We start from the raw sequence: 23,127 nt of genomic DNA, 5'->3' as shown, positions 1-23,127 counted from the left end.
ATAAGGCTTACTGAGAACATGGTAGAAAAACGCGACTCCTATACGAAAGAAGACCTCGAAGCATCCGGCCGTGGCGAGCTGTTTGGCGCCGGTGGCCCGCCGTTGCCTGCAGGTAACATGTTGATGATGGACCGCGTGGTCAAGATGACCGAAGACGGTGGCTCCCACAACAAGGGTTATGTGGAAGCGGAACTGGATATCAATCCGGACCTATGGTTCTTTGGTTGCCACTTTATCGGCGATCCAGTCATGCCAGGCTGTCTGGGTCTGGACGCAATGTGGCAGCTGGTAGGTTTCTATCTCGGCTGGCTGGGTGGCGAAGGTAAAGGCCGTGCGTTGGGCGTGGGTGAAGTGAAATTCACCGGCCAGGTACTGCCAACCGCGAAGAAAGTCACCTACCGCATTAACTTCAAACGTGTCATCACCCGTAAACTGATTATGGGTGTGGCTGATGGTGAAGTGCTGGTCGATGGCCAGGTCATTTACACCGCCAGCGATCTGAAAGTGGGCCTGTTCAAGGACACTGCTGCGTTCTAATCGCAGTGACGGCGGCCCTTCCCGGCCGCCGTTTGTTTTCCCCGTCGTTATCTTGTCGCGAACTGCAAAGCTCGCATTCATAACGGCCAACAAGTAACTACAATTATTGTAGTCACTTAAGAGGTGTGCCATGCAAAGAACCCGTTTTGACAACACGCCATGCCCGATAGCACGCTCACTTGATCGCGTCGGTGAATGGTGGAGCATCCTGATACTTCGCGATGCGTTTCATGGGCTATCGAAGTTTGATGAATTCCGGCAAAGCCTCGGCCTTTCACCTACCATGCTGACGCGCCGCCTGAAATATCTGGTGGAGAGCGGCATTCTGCATAAGCAACGTTATCAGACGCGGCCGGTTCGCTATGAATATTTGCTCACCGAGCGCGGCAAAGATTTTTTCCCGGTGCTGGCGGCTCTGTTTCACTGGGGCAATACGCATCTGGCCGATGAAGGCATTACCGCCGAACTGGTCGATCGTCGTACCGGACAACCGGTATACGTGCAACTGGTCGACAGCGCCACCCGGCAGCCGATTGCATTGCAACACATCACTTTAGCGCCAGGGCCGGCGGCAAGCGACGGTATACGTCGGCGTGCAGCCCTGATGCAACAAAATCATTTTGCATTACCCCCCGAATCATCCAAGGAGTCACTATGAACAGTCGTCGTATAGTCATTACCGGCATGGGTGCCGTTTCACCACTGGGATGCGGCGTAGAGGCTATCTGGCAGCGCCTGCTCAATGGCCAGTCAGGCATTCGTCCGCTTCCGGAAGCTGTCGTGGCCGACTTGCAGGTTAAAATCGGCGGTCAGGTTCCTACTCTGGAACAGGATGCCGAAGCGGGCTTTAATCCCGATCTTTCCGTGGCGCCGAAAGACCAGAAAAAAATGGACCGCTTTATTCTGTTCGCCATGGCGGCGGCCGACGAAGCAATCCGTCAAGCGGGCTGGGTTGCTGATACGGAAGAAAAACAAGAACGCACCGCAACCGTGATCGCCTCTGGCATCGGCGGTTTCCCGGCGATTGCCCACGCGGTGCGCACCACCGACAGTCGCGGTACCAAACGCCTGTCGCCATTTACCATTCCCTCCTTCCTGGTAAACCTGGCCGCCGGCCATGTGTCGATTAAGCACCAGTTCAAAGGTCCGATTGGCGCTCCCGTTACCGCTTGCGCAGCAGGCGTACAGGCCATCGGCGACGCGGTGCGCATGATTCGCAACGATGAGGCTGACATCGCGCTGTGTGGCGGTACAGAGGCCGCTATCGACACTGTCAGCCTGGGGGGCTTTGCCGCCGCGCGCGCCATGTCCACTACGCCGCCGGAAGAGGCAGAAAAAGCGTCGCGGCCTTTCGACAGCGCTCGTGACGGCTTTGTCATGGGCGAAGGCGCCGGTATGCTGGTCATTGAGACGCTGGAACATGCGCTGGCCCGCGGAGCAACGCCGCTGGCGGAGATTGTCGGTTACGGCACCAGTGCGGACGCCTACCACATGACCTCCGGCGCAGAAGATGGTGACGGCGCCTACCGCGCAATGAAAATTGCCCTGAAACAGGCAGGTGTCTCGCCCGAACAGATCCAGCATTTGAACGCCCACGCCACGTCGACACCAGTGGGCGATCAGGGGGAAATCAACGCAATTAAACACCTGTTCGGTACCGACGGCGGCGTGGCAGTGACCTCTACCAAATCAGCGACCGGCCATTTACTGGGGGCCGCAGGCGGGCTGGAAACCATATTTACTGCGCTGGCGCTACGCGATCAGATCGCACCGGCCACGCTGAACCTGGATAATCCGGATCCGGCAGCCGAGGGGCTACATCTGGTGGCGAAAAAAGCGCAGCCTATGGTCATCAACTATGCGCTGTCGAACGGTTTTGGCTTTGGCGGGGTAAACGCGAGTATCTTGCTGAAACGTTGGCAGGGGTAAGACGACTTAAACAAAAACCTCCGCCTTGAGCGGAGGTTGTTCCTTTTTATGACAGGGAGCCGCTTAAGCGGTCACAGCCCTGTCTTCCATGGCTTCTCGCCAACCTCCCAGCCATTGAGACCGGCTGTCCACAGTTGTTTTATAAGGACAAAGATCTTTCGGATGTCCTAAAATACCTGCCTGATAACCTTTCGAATGCGCCCTTTCCAGACGATCGCGTTTCTGTCTCTTCATGCCTCGTTTCCCTCACTTTTTGGTCAGTTGGAAAGAAAACAATGGCTGCTTTTTGCGCAGCCACGTATAAGCAATAGCGCTAAATGAAGGGAAGATCAATGCGCAAAATTCACGCCAATGTCATATTTGTGAGCTATGCCCGTAGAATTGGCTAAGTGGCTGATATGCTGGAAAACAGGATAATTCATTGAAATAAAATAAAAATCCCTCCCGGAGAAAAGTTTTAATATCTCTCGCCGGAAGGGATTAGACCGTTTTAGTACAAATTATGACTAAAAACGCCCCGCCTGTGAGGCGATAACCTGGGCTTGCTGCTGCCAGCCCTGCGCCAAGGTACGCACCAGCGCATCGTAACCGTCCTCGCCCTGTTTCAATTCCAGGCTGAACGGCCGTTTGGTCAGATTGCCCTGATGGTTCAACACCCACTCGCCACGGATAATCGCCTTGCCGTCAAAGCGGCCGTGGAAGCCGCTGACAGTGACATTAAGCACATCCTGCTCGCTGCTCATCGGCTGAGAAGACACCACCCACCCTGGCAGCGCGCTGCTCAGGTTGGTGACCAGCGTCTGCTGCAGTTGTTGATCGAGCGGGCTGGCCCACAGGTTGTTCTGAGCGATCACATACTGCACGTCATTGGTCTGGTAAACCACGCCGTTCTGCGCCAGGTAATCCGCCACGCTGACGTGTTCCAACCACAGCTGACGCGTCGCAGTACCGGTACTGGCCGGTGCCGGCGCACCCAACGCCGGCAGTTGATAGTAGGTTTTCTGTGGTGTGCTGCTACAGGCGCTGAGTAACAGCGCCAGGGCTACCGGAATCCATTTCATCATTTATTGGCCTTCTTCGGCTGAGGATCGTTACTGCCCGCGGCTTCAAATACCAGCGCGTTGCTCTTTTCGTTCAGGGTACGCAGCACGGGTTGCAGTTCGCGCAGCACCTGATCAAGACGTTGCATATCACCGACCATCTTGTTGTAAGCCGGGGAGCCTGGCTGGAAGCCTTTCATGCTGCGATTCAGTTCTTGCAGGGTTTTTTGCATATCCTGCGGCAGCGCCTTCATCTCTTTGCTGGCGATGATATCGTTCAGCGACTGCATGGTTTTCTGCGTCGACTGCATGGTTTTCTGGCTTTCCGCCAGGGTTTTGGTCGCTTCGTTGATCATCGGATTCAATGGCATCGAGTTGATCTTATCCAGCGTCTGCATCAGTTTCTGCTGGATCTGCGCCAAACCGCCACTGGTGGTCGGCATCAACGGATAACCGAACAGCTCACGCGGCCCTTTCCAGGCTTTCTCCTGCGGATAGAAATCCAGATCGATATACAGCGAACCGGTCAGCAGGTTGGCGGACTTCAGCGAAGCGCGCATACCGCGTGACTCAGCGTCTTTCAGATGGCCTTCGATATCGAAGTTGCCGCCCAGCTGTTTCTGGAAACGATCCGGTTCAATGCGGATCAGCACGGGAATGCGGTAATCGTTATCCAGCCGCTGCATCATGCCCTCTTTATAGAATGGCACCTGCGACACCGTCCCCAAACGGATACCACGGAATTCTACCGGCGCGCCCGGCTGCAAACCGCGAATCGAATCGGAGAAGAACATCAGGTAATCTTTGTGTACGGTATACAGCGAATCCTGGATACTGCGCTGATTATCGAACAACGCATACTCCGTCTTTTCTTTAACCTGTTCACCGCGATCCCAGCCTTCCGGTACGTCAAAACTGACACCGCCGCTGAATAAGGTCGCCAGCGAGCCCATTTCCACCCGCATGCCCTGCGCCGACATGTCGAACGCCACGCCGCTGTCTTTCCAGAAGCGCACGTTGCTGGTCACCAGTTGATCGTAAGGCGCGGAGATAAACAGCTGATAACGCATCGCGCGCATCTTGGGATCAAAGTAGCTGGTCTCTACCGAACCGACGCGATAGCCGCGGAACAGTACCGGATCGCCGGCGTTCAGCTGACCCGATTTCTCGCTGTCGAGCACGATGCGCAGCCCTTTGGCGTCCGGAGAGGCCAGCGGCGGTGCGTCGAGCAGTTGGTAGTTATCCTTGCCGTCTTTGCCTTTGTTGCCCGGCTGCAGTTCGATATAGGCACCAGACAATAACGTGCCGAGGCCGGAAACGCCCTCCCGGCCAATCTGCGGTTTAACCACCCAAAAGGCGCTATCCTGGCGCAGCAGTTTCTCCATGCCAGAGTTAAGCCGCGCCTGCACCATCACCTTGCTCAGGTCGTCACTCAGCGTCACGGTCTCGACGACCCCAACGTCGACGCTACGGCTCTTGATTTTGGTTTTGCCCGCCTCCAGCCCTTCGGCAGTGGTGGTAACCAAGGTCACAACCGGCCCCTGATGGCTAAAATGGTAAAACAGGATCCACGCGCCGATCAGCGCGGTGACGATGGGAACAATCCACACCGGCGACCAGCGCTTGATCTTTTCAACGTCCGCGACGCTATGATTATTTTCCGTCACCTTGCGGCTCCTTTTTTATTGTCTCGTTTACGCGATCCCAGGTCAGCCGGGGATCAAACGTCATGGCTGCGAACATGGTGAGGATCACCACCAGGGCGAACAACAGCGCGCCCGTAGCAGGATAAATACTCATCAGTTGTCCCATCCGTACCAATGCCGAAAGCACGGCAATAACAAACACGTCGATCATTGACCAGCGGCCGACAAACTCGACCACTTCATAAATCAGGTGCATTCGTTCGCTGTCGGCCCTGTCTTGCCGTTTGCTGTTGGCATCCCAGCACAGCCAGCCAATCGCCAACATCTTCAGCGAAGGCACCATAATACTGGCGATGAAGATAACCATCGCCACGGGGTAAGATCCTTCGCCCCACAGCAGGATCACCCCGGCCATGATGGTGGAGGTGATTTTGTTGCCCAACGCCTCGGTCACCATAATAGGCATTAGATTCGCCGGAATATACAGCATGATAGACGTAAACAGCAGCGCCAGCGTCCATTGCAGACTGTGGCGGCGACGCACATACCCATTGGTATGGCAGCGCGGGCAGTGAGCCTGCTCCGCCGGCAGGATCGCCGTACAACACGGGCAGGATCGCAACCCCTGGCGTAACCCGGTCCGCCCCACCGCCACCGGGCGATCGATGCGCGGCATCGGCTCTATGTCGTTCCACAGCCAACGGCGATCCACACACTGGAAGGCACGCACCTGCAGTAAGCAAAACAAACAGTAAGCCGCAAAGCTGCTGCCGACGCCAATATCCCCGTAGGCCATCAGCTTGACGAAACTGACCAGAACCCCGGCGAGAAAAATTTCCACCATGCACCAGGTTTTAAACTGGAACAGCATCTTGGCCATCCACTCTTTCAAGCGAAGAGGGATGCGTACCTTGGCGCACAGCAGAATAATAGCCAACATGCAAAACGCCGGGATCAGCTGCACGAACACCATAAACAGCGTGGCCATGCTGGCGTAATCTTCCGCCACCATCACCTGCGGGATCTGGATCAGTTTGATTTCGTTACCGAGACCGGCAACGCGCATATTGATAAACGGGAAAATATTCGCCAGCAGCAGCATAAACAAAGCGCTGATGGCATAGCCGATGGGCCGCTTGCGCGGTTCCTCCCAGCGGGAACTGAGGGTCGTTTTACAGCGCGGGCACACCGCTTTTGTGCCATAGGCCAGCGGCGGCAACGCCACCATCATGTCGCATTGCGGGCACAGCATCAGGTTGTCCTGTTGCCGTTCAGCAGGCTTTGCGTGGCTGTGCTGCTCGTGATTGTCGTGGGAACACACTATATTCCTCCTTAATAACGTTGCTCACCGGTACGGCAATACCGCCCGCAGCAGCGCGCGGACGGTATTCTCAACGGTCAGCCGTTTTTCATCGCTTCCAGCTCTTCCCAACGGGCGAACGCTTCTTCCAGCGCCCCTTCAGCGGCGGCCAGCGCCGTCAACACCTGCTGTGTTTCGCTGTGTGGACGCGTGAAGAAATTCGCGTCGCTCATTTGCGCTTGCAGCGCTTCGATTTCCGCTTCCAGCTGTTCCAGGCGCTGTGGCAACTGTTCCAACTCACGCAGCAAGTTATAGCTCAGTTTAACCGCTGATTTCTTCGGCTGTTCAGCCTTTTTTTCCACCGAGGGTTTATTCTGATCGGCCGCGGCAACCTGACGGATCGGTTTCGCCGTAGCGCGTTGATGATGCGCATCGTAGTAACCGCCGACGAAGGTGCTGATCACGCCCTTGCCTTCGAAGATCCAACACTCGGTCACCGAGTTATCAACGAACTGACGATCGTGGCTCACCAGCAGCACTGTGCCCTGATAGCCATCGATCAACTCTTCCAGCAACTCCAGCGTTTCGACGTCGAGATCGTTGGTTGGTTCATCGAGGATCAGCAAGTTGCTCGGTTTCAGGAACAGCTTGGCCAGCAACAGGCGGTTGCGTTCACCGCCCGACAGCGCTTTCACCGGCGTCATCGCGCGTTTCGGGTGGAACAGGAAGTCCTGCAGATAGCCCAACACATGGCGGGAGCGGCCGTTGACCATCACTTCCTGTTTGCCCTCCGCCAGGTTGTCCATCACCGTACGTTCCGGATCCAGATCGGCGCGGTGCTGGTCAAAGTAAGCCACTTCCAGCTTGGTGCCGCAGTGTACACGGCCGCTGTCGGCTTTCAGCTGGCCGAGCATCAGTTTCAGCAACGTGGTTTTACCGCAACCGTTAGGGCCAACCAACGCAATCTTGTCGCCGCGCTGTACCTGGGCGGAGAAATTACGCACCAGTACTTTATCGCCGACCTGATAGTTGACGTCTTCCATCTCGAACACGATCTTGCCGGAGCGCACCGCTTCTTCCACCTGCATTTTGGCGGTGCCCATCACTTCACGGCGTTCCGAACGCTCATTACGCAGCGCTTTCAGGGCGCGTACGCGGCCTTCGTTACGAGTACGGCGCGCCTTGATGCCCTGGCGGATCCAGACTTCTTCTTGCGCCAGCTTGCGGTCAAATTCGGCGTTCTGCAACTCTTCCACTCGCAGCGCTTCTTCTTTGCTCAGCAGATACAGATCGTAGTTGCCCGGCCAGGACACCAGTTTGCCGCGATCAAGATCGACAATGCGCGTCGCCATGTTGCGGATAAAGGAACGGTCGTGGGAGATGAACACAATGCTGCCCTGGAACTCTTTCAGGAAACCTTCCAGCCAGTCGATGGTTGAAATATCCAGGTGGTTGGTCGGTTCGTCGAGCAGCAACACGCGCGGTGAGCTGACCAGCGCGCGGCCCAATGCGGCCTTGCGCAGCCAGCCGCCGGAGAGCGAGGACAGCTCCGCATCGCCGTCCAGCCCCAGTTGCAACAGCACTTCGCTGATGCGGCTGTCGAGTTGCCACAGCCCCTGGTGATCGAGGATCTCCATAATCTGCGCCATGCGCGTCAGATTTTTCTCGCTGGGATCGGTTTCCACCAAATGCGAAATCGCGTGATACGCTTTCAGGTGCTCTGCCTGCTCGGCCACGCCTTCGGCGACAAAATCGAATACCGTACCGCCGATATTGCGCGGTGGATCCTGCTGCAGACGTGCCACAATCAGATCCTGCTCATAAATCACCCGGCCATCGTCCAGCGGAATTTCTTTGCCGAGGATCTTCAACAGCGTGGATTTACCGGCGCCGTTGCGCCCAACCAGACAAACGCGCTCGTTGTCTTCAATATGAATTTCGGTGTTGTCTAAAAGTGGCGCATCGCTGAAGGACAGCCAGGCGCCGGACATGCTGATTAACGACATAGTAATTATTTTCCTTCGCCGGCATGAGTAAGCAGCCAGCAGTTATGAATTTGACGGTTACGGGCAAAGTCCTGCGACTGCGTCTGGGCGGTGATCTCTTTCGCCTCAAGACCCAACGCGCTCAGGCCGGCCATATCCATCTGGAAACCGCGCTTGTTGTTCGAGAACATGATGGTCCCGTTACGGCGCAGCAACCGTTTTAAATCTTGCATCAGCACCAGATGATCGCGCTGGACGTCAAAGGTGTTCTCCATACGCTTGGAGTTGGAGAACGTCGGCGGGTCGATAAAGATCACGTCGAACTGTTCGTCGGCATTATGCAGCCATGACAGACAGTCCGCATGGATCAATCGATGCTGTTTACCGGTCAGGCCATTGACGCGCAGGTTCTTCTCCGCCCATTCCAGGTAGGTACGCGACATATCCACGGTAGTGGTGCTGCGCGCGCCGCCCAGCCCGGCATGCACGCTGGCGGTGCCGGTATAAGCGAACAGGTTGAGGAAGTCTTTGCCTTTGCTCATCTCACCCAACATGCGACGCGCGATGCGGTGATCGAGGAACAAACCGGTATCGAGATAATCGGTCAGGTTAACCCACAGCTTGGCGTTAAATTCTTCCACCAGCAAGAACTCGCCTTTCTGAGCCAGCTTTTCGTACTGGTTTTTGCCTTTCTGACGCTCACGGGTTTTCAGGATCAACTGATTGGACGGCAGCTCCAGCACAGACAGCGTGGCGTTGATCACGTCGAACAGACGCTGACGCGCCTTCTGCGCATCGACGGTTTTCGGCGGCGCATACTCCTGTACCACAACCTTGCTGCCGTAACGGTCAACCGCGACATTGTATTCCGGCAGGTCGGCATCATACAGGCGATAGCATTCAATGCCCTGCTGCTTGGCCCATTTGTCGAGCTTCTTCAGGTTTTTGCGCAGACGGTTGGCAAAGTCTTCCGCGGCCAGCACGCCGCCGGCGCCCTGCGGGTTCTCCGCCAATTGGTAGTTTTTCTGTACGCAATCCAGCGGGCCGTTTTTAGCTTTGAACTGGCGTTCGGCACGCAGTTGCAGACAGCTCAGCAGCTCCGGCGACGCGCTGAACAGCGACAGTTGCCAGCCGCCGAAGGCGCTCTTCATGATGCGGCCCAGCATGTTATGCAGCGCAATCAGCGCCGGTTCGCTTTCCAGACGCTCACCGTAAGGCGGGTTGCTGACCACGGTGCCCTTAGGGCCTTCCGGCAGCGGGTTAGTCAGTTTGCTGACGTCGCTGACGTTAAAGGTAATCAGTTCGGCGACGCCGGCACGGCGGGCGTTGCCGCGTGCCATCTCGATCACCCGGCGGTCGATATCCGAGCCGAAGAAACGCGAAGTGGTTTCCTGCAAACCGCGGCGTGCGCGCACCTGCGCTTCGGTGATCACTTCACGCCACAAATCGGCATTGTGGCCGTTCCAGGCAGTAAAGCCCCAGTGCTGCCGGTGCAAGCCCGGCGCGCGATCGGAAGCAATCATCGCCGCTTCAATCAGCAAGGTGCCTGAACCGCACATCGGATCAAGCATCGGCGTGCCCGGTTGCCAGCCTGAACGTTGCACAATGGCAGCTGCCAGGCTTTCCTTCAGAGGCGCCTGGCCGGTCAGATCGCGGTAGCCGCGCTGATGCAGGCCTTCACCGCTCAGATCAAGCGCTACGCTGGCCATATCGCGTTGCAGGAACACGTTAACGCGAATGTCCGGCTGTTGCTTCGCTACCGTCGGGCGTTGATCGATCTTGCGGGTGAAGCTGTCGACAATGGCGTCCTTGACCTTCAGCGCGCCATATTGGCTGTTACGGATCTCTTCGTTAACGCCGCTGAAGTGCACGGCGAAGGTTTTATCCACGCCAAAAATGCTCGTCCAGTCGATCGCCTGCACGCCAAGGTACAGATCCAGATCGCTGTGTACGCGGAATTCATTGAGCGGCAACAAAATACGTGAGGCCAGACGGCTCCACAGCAGGCTTTGGTACAGAAGACGATCGTCACCCTGAAAATGTACCCCACCCTGCACCACTTTGCAGGCGTGAGCGCCCAGCGCTTCCAGTTCGCTTTTTAACAGTTCTTCCAGTCCACGCGCCGTGCTGGCAAACAGAGAGTTCATATCGTACTTATCACCAAAAAGAAAATTGTTGCGCATTATAGCTAATCCAGACCGCTTGTCATAAAGTTGCTCCCTTCTATTTAATAATCGCACGGGGGCAAGGGTGATTACGCTTTCCAGGCTGTACGTTCATCCGGTTAAATCGCTTCGGGGTCTGCAACTTTCTCACGCCCAGGTTTCCAGCAGCGGTCTGGCGTTCGACCGCACTTTTATGATCACCGAGCCGGATGGCACCTTTATTACCGCACGCCAATATCCGCAGATGGTTCTGTTTACGCCTGCACTGCTGGCGGACGGCCTGTTCCTGAGTGCGCCCGACGGGGAAAGCGCCGCCATTCGCTTCGACGATTTCGCCGCCGAGGCGCAGCCAACCGAGGTGTGGGGCAACCATTTCACCGCCCTGATTGCGCCGCAGGCTATTAACAGCTGGCTGAGCGGTTATTTCCAGCGTGAGGTTCAGTTGCGTTGGCTCGGCCCTGAGCTGACCCGGCGAGTCAAGAAGCACCCGGAAATCCCTCTGTCTTTCGCCGACGGTTACCCTTATCTGCTGATTAACGAAGCCTCATTCAATGATTTGCAGCAACGTTGCCCCGGCAGTATCAAGCTGGAACAGTTCCGCCCCAATCTGGTGGTGACCGGTGCCAGCGCCTGGGCCGAAGACGGCTGGCAGGTGATCCGCGTCGGTGACGTGATGTTCGATCTGGTAAAACCGTGCAGCCGCTGCGTGCTCACCACCGTCAGCACCGAGCGCGGGCGCAAACACCCCAGCGGCGAACCACTGAGCACCCTGCAAAAATTCCGCACCGCCGATAACGGCGATATCGACTTCGGCCAAAATATGGTGGCGCGCAACAGCGGCATTATCCGCGTTGGCGATGCGGTGGAAGTGTTATCCACCAAGCCGCCCCGCCCTTATGGCGCAGGTAAAGTGGTTGAAAGCGTGCAGGTGCCGCAAGACAGCGCGCAGAGCGTCACCATCGAATACGCGGGGAAGGTATTTACCGGCAATAATCAGCAGATCTTGCTGGAGCAGTTGGAACAGCAAGGGATCCGCGTGCCTTATTCGTGCCGTGCGGGGATTTGCGGCAGTTGCCGTATTGAATTGGTCAGTGGCGAAGTGGCACCGCTGAAGAAAAGCGCGATCGCCGGCAACGGCACCATTCTTTCCTGCAGCTGTATTCCCAAAAGCGATTTGACGCTGGCGTAATCTGCCTTATACCGCCCTGTCGTAAGCCGGGGCGGAAGCTTCATCCTGCGCGCAAGGTTTAAGGCGATCGTGCATCACCTTGATCGCATCACCCAGCACCATGGTACGCCCGGCCAGCGACAGCTGATTTTGCGCCAGCAGACACAGGCTGGCGTTATCGCCGGCTTCCACCACCAACAGACGGGCATCCGTGCCGCATTCCATGACCTTCACCGCCGCCAACTCGCCGTTTTTCGGCTGCAGCGGGTAGTGTTGCTGGGCGAAATGCCAGCTTTTCGGCATCAATGGTTTCAGGAAACGGTAGGCCACCAGAGCGTTTAATACCAACTCGGCGCGTTGCTCATGGCTGAGCTTGATCTGTTTGCACTGCTCTTCATAATTAAAATAAAGCGCAGCGTCATCAACGCAAAAGGCGCATTCATCGAAGGCGTCCGGCGTTAACATTTTGGCCGGGAAGCGTGAGCGAAAGATCATCCCATTGGCTAAATCCAGCATTAGCCGATCGTGTTCGGCATCAAAATACCAACGCCAATTATCGTCAGGTTTTATCTTCATCTCTTATCCTTCTCGCTGCCCATGCCACGCCGTATTTACCCAAAAGGCGATTTTATCACCGATAAAATAGCTCAAACATCAGATAATTCCGCGAACGATATTTATGCTAGTGGACAAAATATAGACGAGCCGGGGAAAGAAATAAACCCCCGGCGGAAAATGAAACAAAAAATATTAGATGTAGTTAACGATATCTTTAATCAGGCGCGGACCGTGGAAGATAAACCCGGAATAAATTTGCACCAGCGAAGCTCCGGCTGCCATTTTTTCGCGCGCGGCGGTCAGAGAGTCAATTCCGCCAACGCCGATAATCGGCAAACGCCCCTGCAGCTCAATCGACAGGCGGCGGATCACTTCAGTGCTGCTCGCCTGCAGCGGACGACCGCTAAGGCCCCCCGTTTGCTCGCAGTAATTCAGCCCCTGGATCAACTTGCGATCCAGCGTGGTATTGGTCGCAATCACGCCATCTATATTATGGCGCACCAGGCTGTCGGCTATTTGGATCAATTCTTCTTCAGAAAGATCCGGCGCGATCTTTACCGCGACCGGTACATATTTGTGGTGCCGCGCATGCAATTCCTGCTGCTTATTTTTAATCGCGGCTAAAAGATCGTCCAACGCTTCACCATACTGTAAGGATCGTAACCCCGGTGTATTTGGTGACGAAATGTTAATCGCGATATAGCCGGCATACGGATAAACTTTATCCATGCAGACCAGATAATCGTCTTTTCCTTGCTCTACCGGGGTGTCTTTATTCTTGCCGATATTGATCCCCAAAATACCGCCAAAATGGGATTTTTTAACGTTTTCAACCAGATTATCCACCCCCTGGTTATTAAAACCCATGCGGTTGATCAGGCCTTCTGCTTCCACGATACGGAACAGGCGCGGCTTATCATTGCCCGCCTGCGGACGTGGCGTCACAGTGCCGACTTCGACAAAGCCAAACCCCATGGCGCCGAACGCATCGATGCACTCGCCATCTTTATCCAGACCGGCGGCCAACCCCAATGGGTTTTTAAAAGAGAGCCCCATGCAGCTAACCGGCTTGGTCGGCACAGACTGACGAATGAGAAATTCTAACGGGGTGCCGGTGATACGGCGAAGCTGATGAAAGGTCAATTCATGCGCACGCTCGGGATCGAGCTGGAACAACGCTTTCCTGATGATGGGGTAGTACATGTACTCTCCTGATTTCCCGGTTGCAAACCGGGGGCCGATTATCCGGCATCCCCCGATCAATTGGAATTGATTAAAAGCAAAAAAAAGCGGTTTTTACGCAATCGTTTTCCTCTGGCTGGCCCAGATCACCGCCAATCCGCATTTGCGCATATCAAAATCAAAAAATGAGATTTAAGCAACCCGCTCCTAACTGATAGTTTTAAAACAGATCATGAACATTTCCTGATTAAACCTAACTTTTAGTTATAAGGAGTGGCAATGCGCGTTATATCACTGGCCGGCAGCCCCCGCATCCCCTCGCGCTCAGCCGCGCTGCTTACCCTGAGTCAAAACTGGTTGCAGCAACAAGGCGTGGAAGTGATTGCCTACACGCTGCACGATTTCGATGCCGAGGATTTGCTTTACGCCAATTTTAACAGCCCGGCAATCAAAGCTTTTGCCGAGCAGTTAGCTCAGGCAGACGGTTTGCTGGTGTCGACGCCGGTCTATAAAGCCTCGTTCTCCGGCGCGCTGAAAACCCTGCTGGATCTGCTGCCGGAACGTGCCCTGGACCATAAGGTCGTGTTGCCGCTGGCCACCGGCGGCTCCATTGGCCACATGCTGGCGGTGGACTACGCCCTCAAGCCGGTGCTGGCGGCGTTGAAAGCGCAAGAAGTGCTGCACGGTGTGTTTGCCGACGACAGCCAGGTGGTGCTGCAAGGTGAAGAGATCAGCCTGTCTGACGGCGTGGCGACCCGCCTGGAAGAGGCGCTGGAAAGCTTTTATCTTGCGCTCGGCCGCCGCAAGCCGCCCACGGTCAAGCTCTCCCCTTCCCTGTTTGCCCGTCAAACCGCCTGACAGAGAAGAGCATATAAGGAAAAGGACAGCATGATGAAGCGACTTTATTCACTCCGCCGCTGGCTTGGCGCCGGCACATTAGCCGGCATCCTCTCTCTTGCCTGGAGCAATGCCGCCAACGCGCAGGATCCGGCGCAGTTCCGCATCGGTTATCAAAAGGGATCGGTCAGCCTGGTATTGGCAAAAACCCATCGGCTGCTGGAACAGCGTTTTCCCTCGACCAAAATCAGTTGGATAGAATTCCCCGCCGGCCCGCAAATGCTCGAAGCGCTGAACGTCGGCAGTATCGATCTGGGCAGCACCGGCGACATCCCGCCAATTTTCGCCCAGGCCGCAGGCGCCGATCTGCTTTACGTCGGCGTGGAACCGCCAAAACCCAAAGCGGAAGTGATTCTGGTACCGGAAAACAGCCCGATCAAAACCGTCGCCGAGCTGAAAGGCCACAAGGTCGCCTTCCAGAAAGGCTCCAGTTCCCACAACCTGCTGTTGCGCTCACTGCAGAAAGCCGGGCTGAAATTTACCGATATCCACCCCATTTACCTGACCCCGGCCGATGCCCGCGCCGCCTTCCAGCAAGGCAACGTTGATGCCTGGGCGATTTGGGATCCCTACTATTCCGCCGCATTGCTGCAGGGTGGCGTGCGGGTGTTGGGCGACGGCAGTGATCTGAATCAAACCGGTTCGTTTTATTTGGCGGTTCGCCCCTATGCACAAGCGCACGGGCCCTTTATCAGCCAGGTTCTTGATGTGCTGACCCAGGCCGACGCACTGACCCGCAGCGATCGCGCGCAAAGCGTCACGCTGTTGGCAAACGCCATGGGCCTGCCGGAAAAGGTGATCGCCACTTATCTGGACCATCGCCCCCCGACGGCCATTAAACCTTTGGATGCGCACACCATTGCCGCCCAACAGCAAACCGCCGATCTGTTTTATGCCAACCGTTTGGTGCCGGTGAAGGTCGATATCTCTCAACGCATCTGGCACCCGAGCGCACAATAACTTTGGAGAACAAGCTATGAGCTTAAATGTATTCTGGTTTTTACCTACTCACGGCGACGGCCATTATCTTGGCAGCACGGAAGGCGCACGCAGCGTAGATTACGGCTATTTGCAGCAGATCGCTCAGGCCGCTGACCGGCTGGGTTTCGGCGGCGTGCTGATCCCCACCGGCCGCTCTTGCGAGGACTCCTGGCTGGTCGCGGCCTCACTGATCCCGGTCACCCAACGCTTGAAGTTCCTGGTGGCTCTGCGCCCCGGCATCATTTCCCCCACGCTAGCCGCTCGCCAGGCCGCGACGCTGGATCGTCTTTCCAACGGCCGGGCGCTGTTTAACCTGGTCACCGGCGGTGATCCCGAAGAACTGGCGGCAGAAGGTCTGCACCTGAACCACGAAGAACGCTATGAGGCCTCGGCAGAGTTCACCCATGTTTGGCGTAAGGTGTTGGAAGGGGAAACCGTCGATTTCCAGGGTAAGCATATTCAGGTGAAAGGCGCCAAGTTGCTGTATCCGCCGGTGCAACTGCCGCGTCCGCCGCTGTATTTTGGCGGATCCTCTGCCGCCGCTCAGGATCTGGCCGCCGAACAGGTTGAAATGTACCTCACCTGGGGGGAGCCGCCGGCGCAGGTAAAAGAAAAAATTGCCGAAGTGCGCGCCAAAGCCGCAGCCAAAGGCCGCACGGTGCGTTTCGGTATTCGTTTGCATGTGATCGTGCGTGAAACCACAGAAGAAGCCTGGCGGGCGGCCGATCGGCTGATCGCCAATCTGGATGAAGAGACCATCGCCAACGCACAGGCAGCCTTCGCCCGTTTTGACTCCGTTGGGCAACGGCGCATGGCGGCACTGCACGGCGGCAAGAAAGACAATCTGGAGATCAGCCCTAACCTGTGGGCCGGGGTTGGCCTGGCACGCGGCGGCGCCGGCACCGCGCTGGTCGGCGATGGCCCGACGGTGGCGGCGCGCATGCAGGAATATGCCGATCTGGGCATCGATACCTTTATTTTGTCCGGTTACCCGCATCTGGAAGAAGCTTATCGCGTCGGCGAGCTGCTGTTCCCGCATCTCGATTTGGCGCAAAACGAAGCCCCCATCCAACGCCGTCCGGTCAAACCGCAGGGCGAAGTGGTCGCCAATATTTACATGCCGCAAAAAGCGTCGCAAAGCTGAGGAGCAGCCCTATGGCAAACGGCACACAACGCATCTTGCACCGACTGGCACCCTGGGCGTTACCGGTCGCGCTGGTGGTTCTCTGGCAAATCTCCGTTGAAGCCGGCTGGTTGTCGAACCGTATTCTGCCGGCGCCGAGCGCAGTCGTGACCGCTTTTTGGACGCTAACCAAAAGCGGCGAGCTGTGGCAACACCTGACCATCAGCAGTTGGCGCGCGCTGATCGGTTTTAGCATCGGCGGCAGCATCGGGCTGGCGCTGGGTTTTATCACCGGTTTGTCGCGCTGGGGCGAACGCCTGTTGGACAGCTCGGTGCAGATGATCCGTAACGTGCCGCATCTGGCGCTGATCCCGTTGGTGATCTTGTGGTTCGGCATCGATGAATCCGCCAAGATTTTTCTGGTCGCGCTGGGCACCCTGTTCCCTATCTACCTGAATACCTATCACGGCATCAAGAATATCGATCGCGGTCTGCTTGAAATGGCGCGCAGCTATGGTCTGAGCGGTTTCCGGTTATTTACCCAGGTGGTATTGCCGGGCGCGTTGCCCTCGATCATGGTCGGCGTACGTTTCGCTCTGGGCTTTATGTGGCTGACGCTGATCGTGGCCGAAACCATTTCCGCCAACTCGGGGATTGGTTATCTGGCGATGAACGCTCGCGAATTCCTGCAGACCGACGTGGTGGTGGTGGCGATTGTGCTGTATGCCCTGCTCGGCAAGCTGGCGGACGTCAGCGCGCAGTTGCTGGAACGCGTCTGGCTGCGCTGGCATCCGGCTTATCAACTTAAAGGAGAAGCGCTATGACGACTCCCGCCCGCATTCCCCAAGGCACCCCGGTTACGCTGGACTCTATTGCCAAACGCTATGGCAACCGTACGGTGCTGGACAATATTCAGTTACGCATTCATGCCGGGCAATTCGTCGCCGTGGTCGGCCGCAGCGGTTGTGGCAAAAGCACGCTGCTGCGTTTGATGGCCGGGTTGGAAAAAGCCAGCGGCGGCGCGTTGCTTAGTGGAAACGCGCCCCTCGCCAGCGCCAAAGAGGATACCCGCCTGATGTTTCAGGATGCACGCCTGCTGCCATGGAAAAGGGTGATCGACAACGTGGGCCTCGGCCTGCGCGGCGACTGGCATGCCGACGCGTTGCAGGCGCTGGAAGCCGTTGGGTTGGCCGATCGCGCCAATGAATGGCCGGCAGCACTGTCCGGCGGGCAAAAACAGCGAGTGGCGCTGGCACGCGCACTGATTCATCGTCCTCGCCTGCTGTTGCTGGACGAACCTTTGGGAGCGCTTGATGCGTTAACCAGGATTGAAATGCAGGGGCTGATTGAAGGCCTGTGGCAACAGCATGGTTTCACTGTACTGCTGGTGACGCACGATGTCAGCGAAGCCATTGCGCTGGCGGATCGGGTGATCTTGATTGAGGAGGGCCGTATCGGGCTGGATCTGACGATTGATCTGCCACGCCCCCGCCGTAAAGGATCGGCCAGGCTGGCGGAACTGGAAGCCGAGGTACTGGACAGGGTGCTGTCACCGCCCCCACCGCTGGCTGAACGCCCACGCCAGGCAACGAATTGAAACCAGGGACGGCATGTCGCAGCGCCGTCCCTGGTCGGTTTTTATGCGTCGAGCGCTTTGCTGACTTTCTCGAACAGATCGCCGGAGAGGTTTTCCAGCCCTTTCAACTGTTCGAGCGCCTTGCGCATCAGAGCCTGACGCGAAGCATCATAGCGTTTCAGGCGGATCAAAGGTTCAATCAAACGAGCGGCAATCTGCGGGTTGCGCTGGTTCAGATCGCTGAGGATCTCCACCAGGAACTGATAACCGCTGCCGTCCGCCGCATGGAACGCCGCCGGGTTGGCGGAAGCGAAACCGCCGATCAGCGAACGGGTACGGTTTGGATTGCTCAGGCTGAAAGAACGGTGCTTCAGCAGGCCGCGTACCTGGGTCAGCACGTCCGCCGCCGGGCTGGTCGCCTGCAACACGAACCATTTGTCCATGACCAGGCCATCCTGATGCCAGCGTTCATCGAACGACGACATCAGCGCATCGCGACACGGCAACTGCGCCGCTACCGCCGCCGCCAGCGCCGCCAGCGAATCGGTCATGTTGTCCGCCTGACGATACTGCTCAGCCACCAGCCGATCGGCCAGCGCCTCATCGCCAAAGGCCAGATAACCCAGGCACAGGTTGCGCAGAGCGCGTTTGCCGATATCGGCATGCTCCACCCGGTAACCGTCGGTTTTGTTGGCGTTATAAACCGCCAGCCACTCGTCGGCCATTTCCTTCGCCAGGCAACGGACAATAGATTCATGCACCGCGGCGATAGCTTCCGGATCGATAGTGGCGAACAGCTCGGCAATCTCGGTTTCCGAAGGCAGCGTCAGGATCTGCGCGGCAAGCGCCGGATCCAGTTTCTCGTCCAGCAACACCGCACGGAACGCGTCGGCAACGTGCAACGGCAGAGACAGAGGCTGTTTCTGCTGATGCTTGGCAACGTTCAGTTTGATATAGGTAGCCAGCAGACTCTGCGCCGCGTCCCAACGGGCAAACTCATTGCGCGCATGCTGCATCAGGAAAGTCAGTTGCTGATCGCTGTACGGGTAATCCAGCTTCACCGGCGCCGAAAACTCGCGCAACAGCGAAGGCACCGGCTTGTGCGCCACGCCGTCAAACACAAAGGTCTGCTCGGCTTCGGTGACGTTCAGCACGTTACCGATCGCCGCACCGTCTTTCTGCAGGGCAATCACGTTGCCTTCGGCATCGTACAATTCGATATCCAGAGGAATATGCAATGGCAGCTTCTCTGGCTGATCGGCAGTCGGCTCGGTTTTTTGGCTGACGTGCAGGCGATACTGCTGATGCTCTGCATCGTATTCATCACGAACGGTCAGTAACGGCGTGCCGGACTGGCTGTACCAGCGGCGGAACAGCGACAGATCGACATTGGAGGCATCCTCCATCGCCTGAACGAAATCGTCGCAGGTTGCTGCGCTGCCGTCATGGCGCTCGAAATACAGTTGGATGCCCTTCTGGAACTGTTCTTCGCCCAGCAGCGTGTGCATCATGCGGATCACTTCGGACCCTTTCTCGTACACCGTCAGGGTGTAGAAGTTGTTCATTTCGATCACTTTATCCGGACGAATCGCGTGCGCCATCGGGCTGGCGTCCTCGGCGAACTGCGCGCCGCGCATGACACGCACGTTATCGATACGGTTGACCGAGCGCGAACCCAGATCTGAACTGAACTCCTGATCGCGGAACACCGTCAGGCCTTCTTTCAAGCTAAGCTGGAACCAATCGCGACAGGTCACGCGGTTGCCGGTCCAGTTGTGGAAATATTCGTGGCCAATCACCGCTTCGATATTCAGGTAATCCTTGTCGGTGGCGGTTTCCGCTTTCGCCAGCACGTATTTGGAGTTGAAGATATTTAACCCTTTGTTCTCCATTGCCCCCATATTGAAGAAATCGACGGCCACAATCATATAAATGTCGAGGTCGTATTCCAGACCGAAACGGGTTTCGTCCCATTTCATCGAGTTCTTCAGTGAGGTCATCGCCCAATCGGCGCGATCCAGGTTGCCACGGTCAACGAACAGTTCCAGCGCCACCTCACGCCCGGAACGGGTGGTGAAGCTGTCGCGCAGCACGTCGAAATCACCGGCCACCAGCGCAAACAGGTAACAAGGTTTTGGGAACGGATCCTGCCACTGCACCCAGTGACGCCCATCATCCAGTTCACCCTGGCCCACGCGGTTGCCGTTCGACAGCAGGAACGGATAACGCGCCTTATCCGCCACAATGCGGGTAGTGAAGCGCGCCAACACGTCCGGACGGTCCAGGTAATAGGTGATGTGGCGGAAACCTTCCGCCTCACACTGGGTACACAGCGCTTCGCCTGACAGATACAACCCTTCGAGCGCGGTATTCTTCGCCGGGTGAATATCATTGACGATGGTCATGGTAAATTGTGCTGGTAATTTCTCGATAACCAGCTTGTTATCCTGCAGCTGATAGGCGCTCCACGGCTGCCCGTCGATCTGAATACTCACCAGCGTCAGATCTTCGCCGTTCAGCACCAGCGCCGCATCGGCAGCGCCCTGGCGTTTAATCTTGCTGACTGCGGTGACGCGTGTCGTTTCTGCGTCCAGCTCAAAATCCAAATCAATGTCGGTGATGCTGTAGTCTGGCGCGCGATAATCGTGGCGATACTTCGCCTGTGGCAGTTGTGTCATAAAAACCCTTTGACGTATCAGTGAGTTACAGGTTCCAGGTGGTCATCATTGGCTTATTTCTGCCGCCGCAGAGGCGCGAAAATATCGATGAACCTGATTGTAAATAAACTGTATCACAGCCACGAAAAAAGCCTAGAGATGCCGGGGTACCGGAATGGAGAAATCGGAGGTGGATCCTAATGTTGTCGCCGAATAGCCCACTCCATCAGGCTCCTTCACCTGATGCAGAGCAAAAATCAGCATTTAATGCTAAAAGCCTCTCTTCACGTTACCCACTTGCGGATGCTTTATACTTTCGGAGGATATCCTCATTTCAACCTCTCCTGTGCCGCTACCCACCGATGGACTCTCTGTGGGTATAGTTAAGACATTTCGGCTGACTCGATGATATAATTGAAAAATCTGGCTCAAGGACTCCCGGCAGTATGAAAGTAAAATATCTGATCTATTTTTTTACCTTTGCCCTGATGTCATCGTTCGCCATATTTATTTCCGATGAGCTGATTGAAGCTCATACCGACTATCGCGACAATCAATTTAACCTGTATAAGATAAATCGCGCCAAAGAGATCTCGGAGGCGTTTCAAGCCACCCTGTTGGCGCACCGTTTAAAACGCCTGAGCCTGGTTAATGCAAACATTACCCCGGCGCAATGGCAGGAGGCCGACAGCCTGGCGCGCGAAAAAATTGCCCGCTTCAAGCCGCATATCGACAGCGAGATTTCTCAACAGCTCGGTATACGACAAAAAGTCGCCGCGCTTTCCATGCTCGGCCTGATGGAACAATTGCTGGATAACGATAATCGACAACTTTCATATGTGACCGATGCCAATGCCAATCTGTTTAATATCAACAGCGCCTATTACATTTCTCAGACCAGCAAAAGCTACTACCGTTATACCTACGATACCCGCATGCTCGATGCCGACTCGTTTCTGTTTCTGGAAGCCGTGCGCCTGAATAACCGACTGAATATGTCCCTGACCGAATTAATCGATCAGGTCATTGACGTGAACACCAATCAGCTGGAGCGAAAATACGCCTATCTGAAAGCCATACAGCTCACCGGGGTATTGAATGCGCTAAGCACCCGACTTATTTTTATGAAGCTGACCTACAACGATGTCCCCACCACCCTGCTGGTGAATGAGCTGCTCCGCCAGCTTTCGAAAGGGCAGATCGACCGGATTACCCAAGGGTTGTATACCGCAATCAATAATCATACCCCCTACTCCGCCGATTTTATTTATCAGTACGTCAAAAATCTGAGCGAGCTTTCGCAACGGCTTTATCAACGCAGTTTTGAACTGGAAATCGTCGCATCACAGCATAAGATCTACACCAGCCAGACGGCTATTTATGGCTTGATTTCTCTCGGTGGTCTGATCGTACTGTTTATTTTCCTGCCGACGCTGGTTTACTGTTCAAATATCAGCCGCTGGCTGACGAAAACACATAATAATATTTTACGCTTGTCGCGCGGCAATATGCACATCGACCGCAATGAGGTGTTTTACGGCCAGGAGTTAATCGCCATCAGCGACGCCATTAAACAGCTAAAACAGTATCAATTGGAAAAGGTGACGCTGGAAAATGAAAAACATCTGTTGATCAAAGAGCTGGAAGCCTCTTCGTTTCTTGATCCTCTGACCAATATCTATAACCGCCGCAAGTTCTTCCGCGAATGCGAATCCCTGGCAGCGCGCAGCTACCCATTGGCCTTCTGTTTGATTGATATCGATAATTTCAAAAAACTGAATGACAACTACGGGCATGATATCGGCGACCGTGCACTGGTGGCCTTCGGCAAATTGCTGCAGGACGCCTTCCGCTCCAGCGACATTTTTTGCCGCTATGGCGGTGAAGAATTCGCCGTGATCCTCGGCAACTGCACGCTTGAGAATGCGCGAGAAATCATGTCCAAGCTGCGCGAGCGTACCCACCAGCTCGCCCTCACCCTCGACGACGGGCAAACCGTGAGTTTCACGACCAGTTGCGGTATTGCCCAGGTAAACAGCCTCGGGCTATTGCCGACGGCGATCAAACAGGCGGATGAAGCGCTCTATTTCTGCAAGAAAAACGGTAAGGATCGGATCAGCATTCACACGCCAACCGGTTTTATCTGAATTGTTGTTTAAAATAATTAACATTATAATTTTTATGACTAATTAGGCTAAGTCATTCACCTTACAGGCTTATCTGGCTTTTCTGCCGGAAACCTGACGGCAAGCCGACATAAAGGCACGTTTAATCCTCGACCCGCTCCGGCGATTTGTGGTGTGATGCAGCTTCAATAACAGGATAATCCGGGTATACTCGCTCAACTTTTTATGACTATCCGGATTTGGACTCGCGCCTGACG

Annotated in this window: 19 protein-coding genes; 10 read left to right on the top strand and 9 right to left on the bottom strand. The window is 56.0% G+C overall.

Annotation, left to right across the window (positions count from 1 at the left end; genetic code table 11):
* The first annotated feature begins 18 nt into the window (after positions 1-18).
* From fabA to fabF, 3 genes are all read left to right on the top strand, one after another.
* Positions 19-537 (top strand): bifunctional 3-hydroxydecanoyl-ACP dehydratase/trans-2-decenoyl-ACP isomerase, encoded by a 519-nt coding sequence (gene fabA, locus JK621_RS07410; protein WP_004942787.1) that lies wholly within the window; start codon positions 19-21, stop codon positions 535-537.
* A gap of 130 nt (positions 538-667) precedes the next feature.
* Positions 668-1,195 (top strand): winged helix-turn-helix transcriptional regulator, encoded by a 528-nt coding sequence (locus JK621_RS07405; protein ID WP_212559251.1) that lies wholly within the window; start codon positions 668-670, stop codon positions 1,193-1,195.
* Complete coding sequence (gene fabF / locus JK621_RS07400) at positions 1,192-2,466, top strand: beta-ketoacyl-ACP synthase II (RefSeq protein ID WP_212559250.1); 1,275 nt, start codon at positions 1,192-1,194, stop codon at positions 2,464-2,466. The genes JK621_RS07405 and fabF overlap by 4 nt, the downstream gene beginning before the upstream one ends.
* A gap of 63 nt (positions 2,467-2,529) precedes the next feature.
* Here the strand turns inward: fabF and rmf are convergent, their stop codons facing one another.
* From rmf to rlmKL, 6 genes are all read right to left on the bottom strand, one after another.
* Complete coding sequence (rmf, locus tag JK621_RS07395; protein WP_013812328.1) at positions 2,530-2,700, bottom strand: ribosome modulation factor; 171 nt, start codon at positions 2,698-2,700, stop codon at positions 2,530-2,532.
* Between the two features lie 272 nt (positions 2,701-2,972).
* Complete coding sequence (gene pqiC / locus JK621_RS07390) at positions 2,973-3,530, bottom strand: membrane integrity-associated transporter subunit PqiC (protein ID WP_212559249.1); 558 nt, start codon at positions 3,528-3,530, stop codon at positions 2,973-2,975.
* Positions 3,527-5,173, bottom strand: coding sequence for an intermembrane transport protein PqiB (gene pqiB, locus JK621_RS07385; protein WP_212559248.1), 1,647 nt, complete (start codon positions 5,171-5,173; stop codon positions 3,527-3,529). Before pqiB ends, pqiC begins: the two co-directional genes overlap by 4 nt.
* A complete protein-coding gene (gene pqiA / locus JK621_RS07380) occupies positions 5,160-6,476 on the bottom strand; it encodes a membrane integrity-associated transporter subunit PqiA (RefSeq protein ID WP_212560151.1) in 1,317 nt (438 codons plus the stop codon). The genes pqiB and pqiA overlap by 14 nt, the downstream gene beginning before the upstream one ends.
* A 74-nt stretch (positions 6,477-6,550) precedes the next feature.
* Positions 6,551-8,458, bottom strand: a complete 1,908-nt coding sequence (locus JK621_RS07375; protein WP_212559247.1) for an ABC transporter ATP-binding protein — start codon at positions 8,456-8,458, stop codon at positions 6,551-6,553.
* A 5-nt stretch (positions 8,459-8,463) separates the two neighbouring features.
* Positions 8,464-10,584 (bottom strand): bifunctional 23S rRNA (guanine(2069)-N(7))-methyltransferase RlmK/23S rRNA (guanine(2445)-N(2))-methyltransferase RlmL, encoded by a 2,121-nt coding sequence (gene rlmKL / locus JK621_RS07370; RefSeq protein WP_212559246.1) that lies wholly within the window; start codon positions 10,582-10,584, stop codon positions 8,464-8,466.
* Between the two features lie 103 nt (positions 10,585-10,687).
* On the opposite strand from rlmKL, the gene JK621_RS07365 reads away from it, so the two are divergent.
* Positions 10,688-11,791: a YcbX family protein gene (locus JK621_RS07365; protein ID WP_212559245.1), complete on the top strand. Its 1,104-nt coding sequence runs from the start codon at positions 10,688-10,690 to the stop codon at positions 11,789-11,791.
* A 6-nt stretch (positions 11,792-11,797) separates the two neighbouring features.
* Here JK621_RS07365 and JK621_RS07360 read toward each other — a convergent pair whose 3' ends face one another.
* Positions 11,798-12,346 carry a cell division protein ZapC gene (locus JK621_RS07360; protein WP_212559244.1) on the bottom strand — a complete coding sequence of 183 codons (549 nt, stop codon included), beginning with the start codon at positions 12,344-12,346 and terminating at the stop codon, positions 11,798-11,800.
* 174 nt (positions 12,347-12,520) lie between these two features.
* Entirely contained in the window at positions 12,521-13,531 is a 1,011-nt protein-coding gene (gene pyrD, locus JK621_RS07355) for a quinone-dependent dihydroorotate dehydrogenase (RefSeq protein ID WP_212559243.1), read from the bottom strand.
* 258 nt (positions 13,532-13,789) lie between these two features.
* Between pyrD and ssuE the strand changes: the two genes are divergently transcribed.
* Genes ssuE through ssuB form a run of 5 tightly spaced genes read left to right on the top strand, consistent with a single transcriptional unit; the run spans position 13,790 to position 18,108 of the window.
* On the top strand, positions 13,790-14,368 hold the full coding sequence (gene ssuE, locus JK621_RS07350) for an NADPH-dependent FMN reductase (RefSeq protein WP_212559242.1): 579 nt from the start codon (positions 13,790-13,792) through the stop codon (positions 14,366-14,368).
* A gap of 33 nt (positions 14,369-14,401) precedes the next feature.
* Positions 14,402-15,367, top strand: coding sequence for a sulfonate ABC transporter substrate-binding protein (locus JK621_RS07345; RefSeq protein WP_212560150.1), 966 nt, complete (start codon positions 14,402-14,404; stop codon positions 15,365-15,367).
* Between the two features lie 16 nt (positions 15,368-15,383).
* The gene (gene ssuD / locus JK621_RS07340) at positions 15,384-16,532 is read left to right on the top strand and encodes an FMNH2-dependent alkanesulfonate monooxygenase (protein WP_212559241.1); all 1,149 of its coding nucleotides are present in this window, start codon (positions 15,384-15,386) and stop codon (positions 16,530-16,532) included.
* A gap of 11 nt (positions 16,533-16,543) precedes the next feature.
* The gene (gene ssuC / locus JK621_RS07335; protein ID WP_212559240.1) at positions 16,544-17,335 is read left to right on the top strand and encodes an aliphatic sulfonate ABC transporter permease SsuC; all 792 of its coding nucleotides are present in this window, start codon (positions 16,544-16,546) and stop codon (positions 17,333-17,335) included.
* Positions 17,332-18,108 carry an aliphatic sulfonates ABC transporter ATP-binding protein gene (gene ssuB / locus JK621_RS07330; RefSeq protein ID WP_212559239.1) on the top strand — a complete coding sequence of 259 codons (777 nt, stop codon included), beginning with the start codon at positions 17,332-17,334 and terminating at the stop codon, positions 18,106-18,108. The genes ssuC and ssuB overlap by 4 nt, the downstream gene beginning before the upstream one ends.
* 41 nt (positions 18,109-18,149) lie before the next feature.
* Here ssuB and pepN read toward each other — a convergent pair whose 3' ends face one another.
* Positions 18,150-20,765, bottom strand: a complete 2,616-nt coding sequence (gene pepN, locus JK621_RS07325; protein ID WP_212559238.1) for an aminopeptidase N — start codon at positions 20,763-20,765, stop codon at positions 18,150-18,152.
* Between the two features lie 425 nt (positions 20,766-21,190).
* Here pepN and JK621_RS07320 point away from each other — a divergent pair, with 425 nt between their 5' ends.
* Complete coding sequence (locus tag JK621_RS07320; RefSeq protein WP_212559237.1) at positions 21,191-22,891, top strand: GGDEF domain-containing protein; 1,701 nt, start codon at positions 21,191-21,193, stop codon at positions 22,889-22,891.
* Positions 22,892-23,127 lie beyond the last annotated feature (236 nt).

The organism is Serratia plymuthica (assembly GCF_018336935.1).
Taxonomy (GTDB): domain Bacteria; phylum Pseudomonadota; class Gammaproteobacteria; order Enterobacterales; family Enterobacteriaceae; genus Serratia; species Serratia plymuthica_B.
This window is presented reverse-complemented; position numbering and strand designations above follow the sequence as displayed.

Bases quoted from the DNA above. Each gene is read 5' to 3' on its own strand.
- fabA (WP_004942787.1), top strand. From the start codon at position 19: ATGGTAGAAAAACGCGACTCCTATACGAAAGAAGACCTCGAAGCATCC.
- JK621_RS07405 (WP_212559251.1), top strand. From the start codon at position 668: ATGCAAAGAACCCGTTTTGACAACACGCCATGCCCGATAGCACGCTCA.
- fabF (WP_212559250.1), top strand. From the start codon at position 1,192: ATGAACAGTCGTCGTATAGTCATTACCGGCATGGGTGCCGTTTCACCA.
- rmf (WP_013812328.1), bottom strand. From the start codon at position 2,700: ATGAAGAGACAGAAACGCGATCGTCTGGAAAGGGCGCATTCGAAAGGT.
- pqiC (WP_212559249.1), bottom strand. From the start codon at position 3,530: ATGATGAAATGGATTCCGGTAGCCCTGGCGCTGTTACTCAGCGCCTGT.
- JK621_RS07375 (WP_212559247.1), bottom strand. From the start codon at position 8,458: ATGTCGTTAATCAGCATGTCCGGCGCCTGGCTGTCCTTCAGCGATGCG.
- rlmKL (WP_212559246.1), bottom strand. From the start codon at position 10,584: ATGAACTCTCTGTTTGCCAGCACGGCGCGTGGACTGGAAGAACTGTTA.
- JK621_RS07360 (WP_212559244.1), bottom strand. From the start codon at position 12,346: ATGAAGATAAAACCTGACGATAATTGGCGTTGGTATTTTGATGCCGAA.
- pyrD (WP_212559243.1), bottom strand. From the start codon at position 13,531: ATGTACTACCCCATCATCAGGAAAGCGTTGTTCCAGCTCGATCCCGAG.
- ssuE (WP_212559242.1), top strand. From the start codon at position 13,790: ATGCGCGTTATATCACTGGCCGGCAGCCCCCGCATCCCCTCGCGCTCA.
- JK621_RS07345 (WP_212560150.1), top strand. From the start codon at position 14,402: ATGAAGCGACTTTATTCACTCCGCCGCTGGCTTGGCGCCGGCACATTA.
- ssuD (WP_212559241.1), top strand. From the start codon at position 15,384: ATGAGCTTAAATGTATTCTGGTTTTTACCTACTCACGGCGACGGCCAT.
- ssuC (WP_212559240.1), top strand. From the start codon at position 16,544: ATGGCAAACGGCACACAACGCATCTTGCACCGACTGGCACCCTGGGCG.
- ssuB (WP_212559239.1), top strand. From the start codon at position 17,332: ATGACGACTCCCGCCCGCATTCCCCAAGGCACCCCGGTTACGCTGGAC.
- pepN (WP_212559238.1), bottom strand. From the start codon at position 20,765: ATGACACAACTGCCACAGGCGAAGTATCGCCACGATTATCGCGCGCCA.
- JK621_RS07320 (WP_212559237.1), top strand. From the start codon at position 21,191: ATGAAAGTAAAATATCTGATCTATTTTTTTACCTTTGCCCTGATGTCA.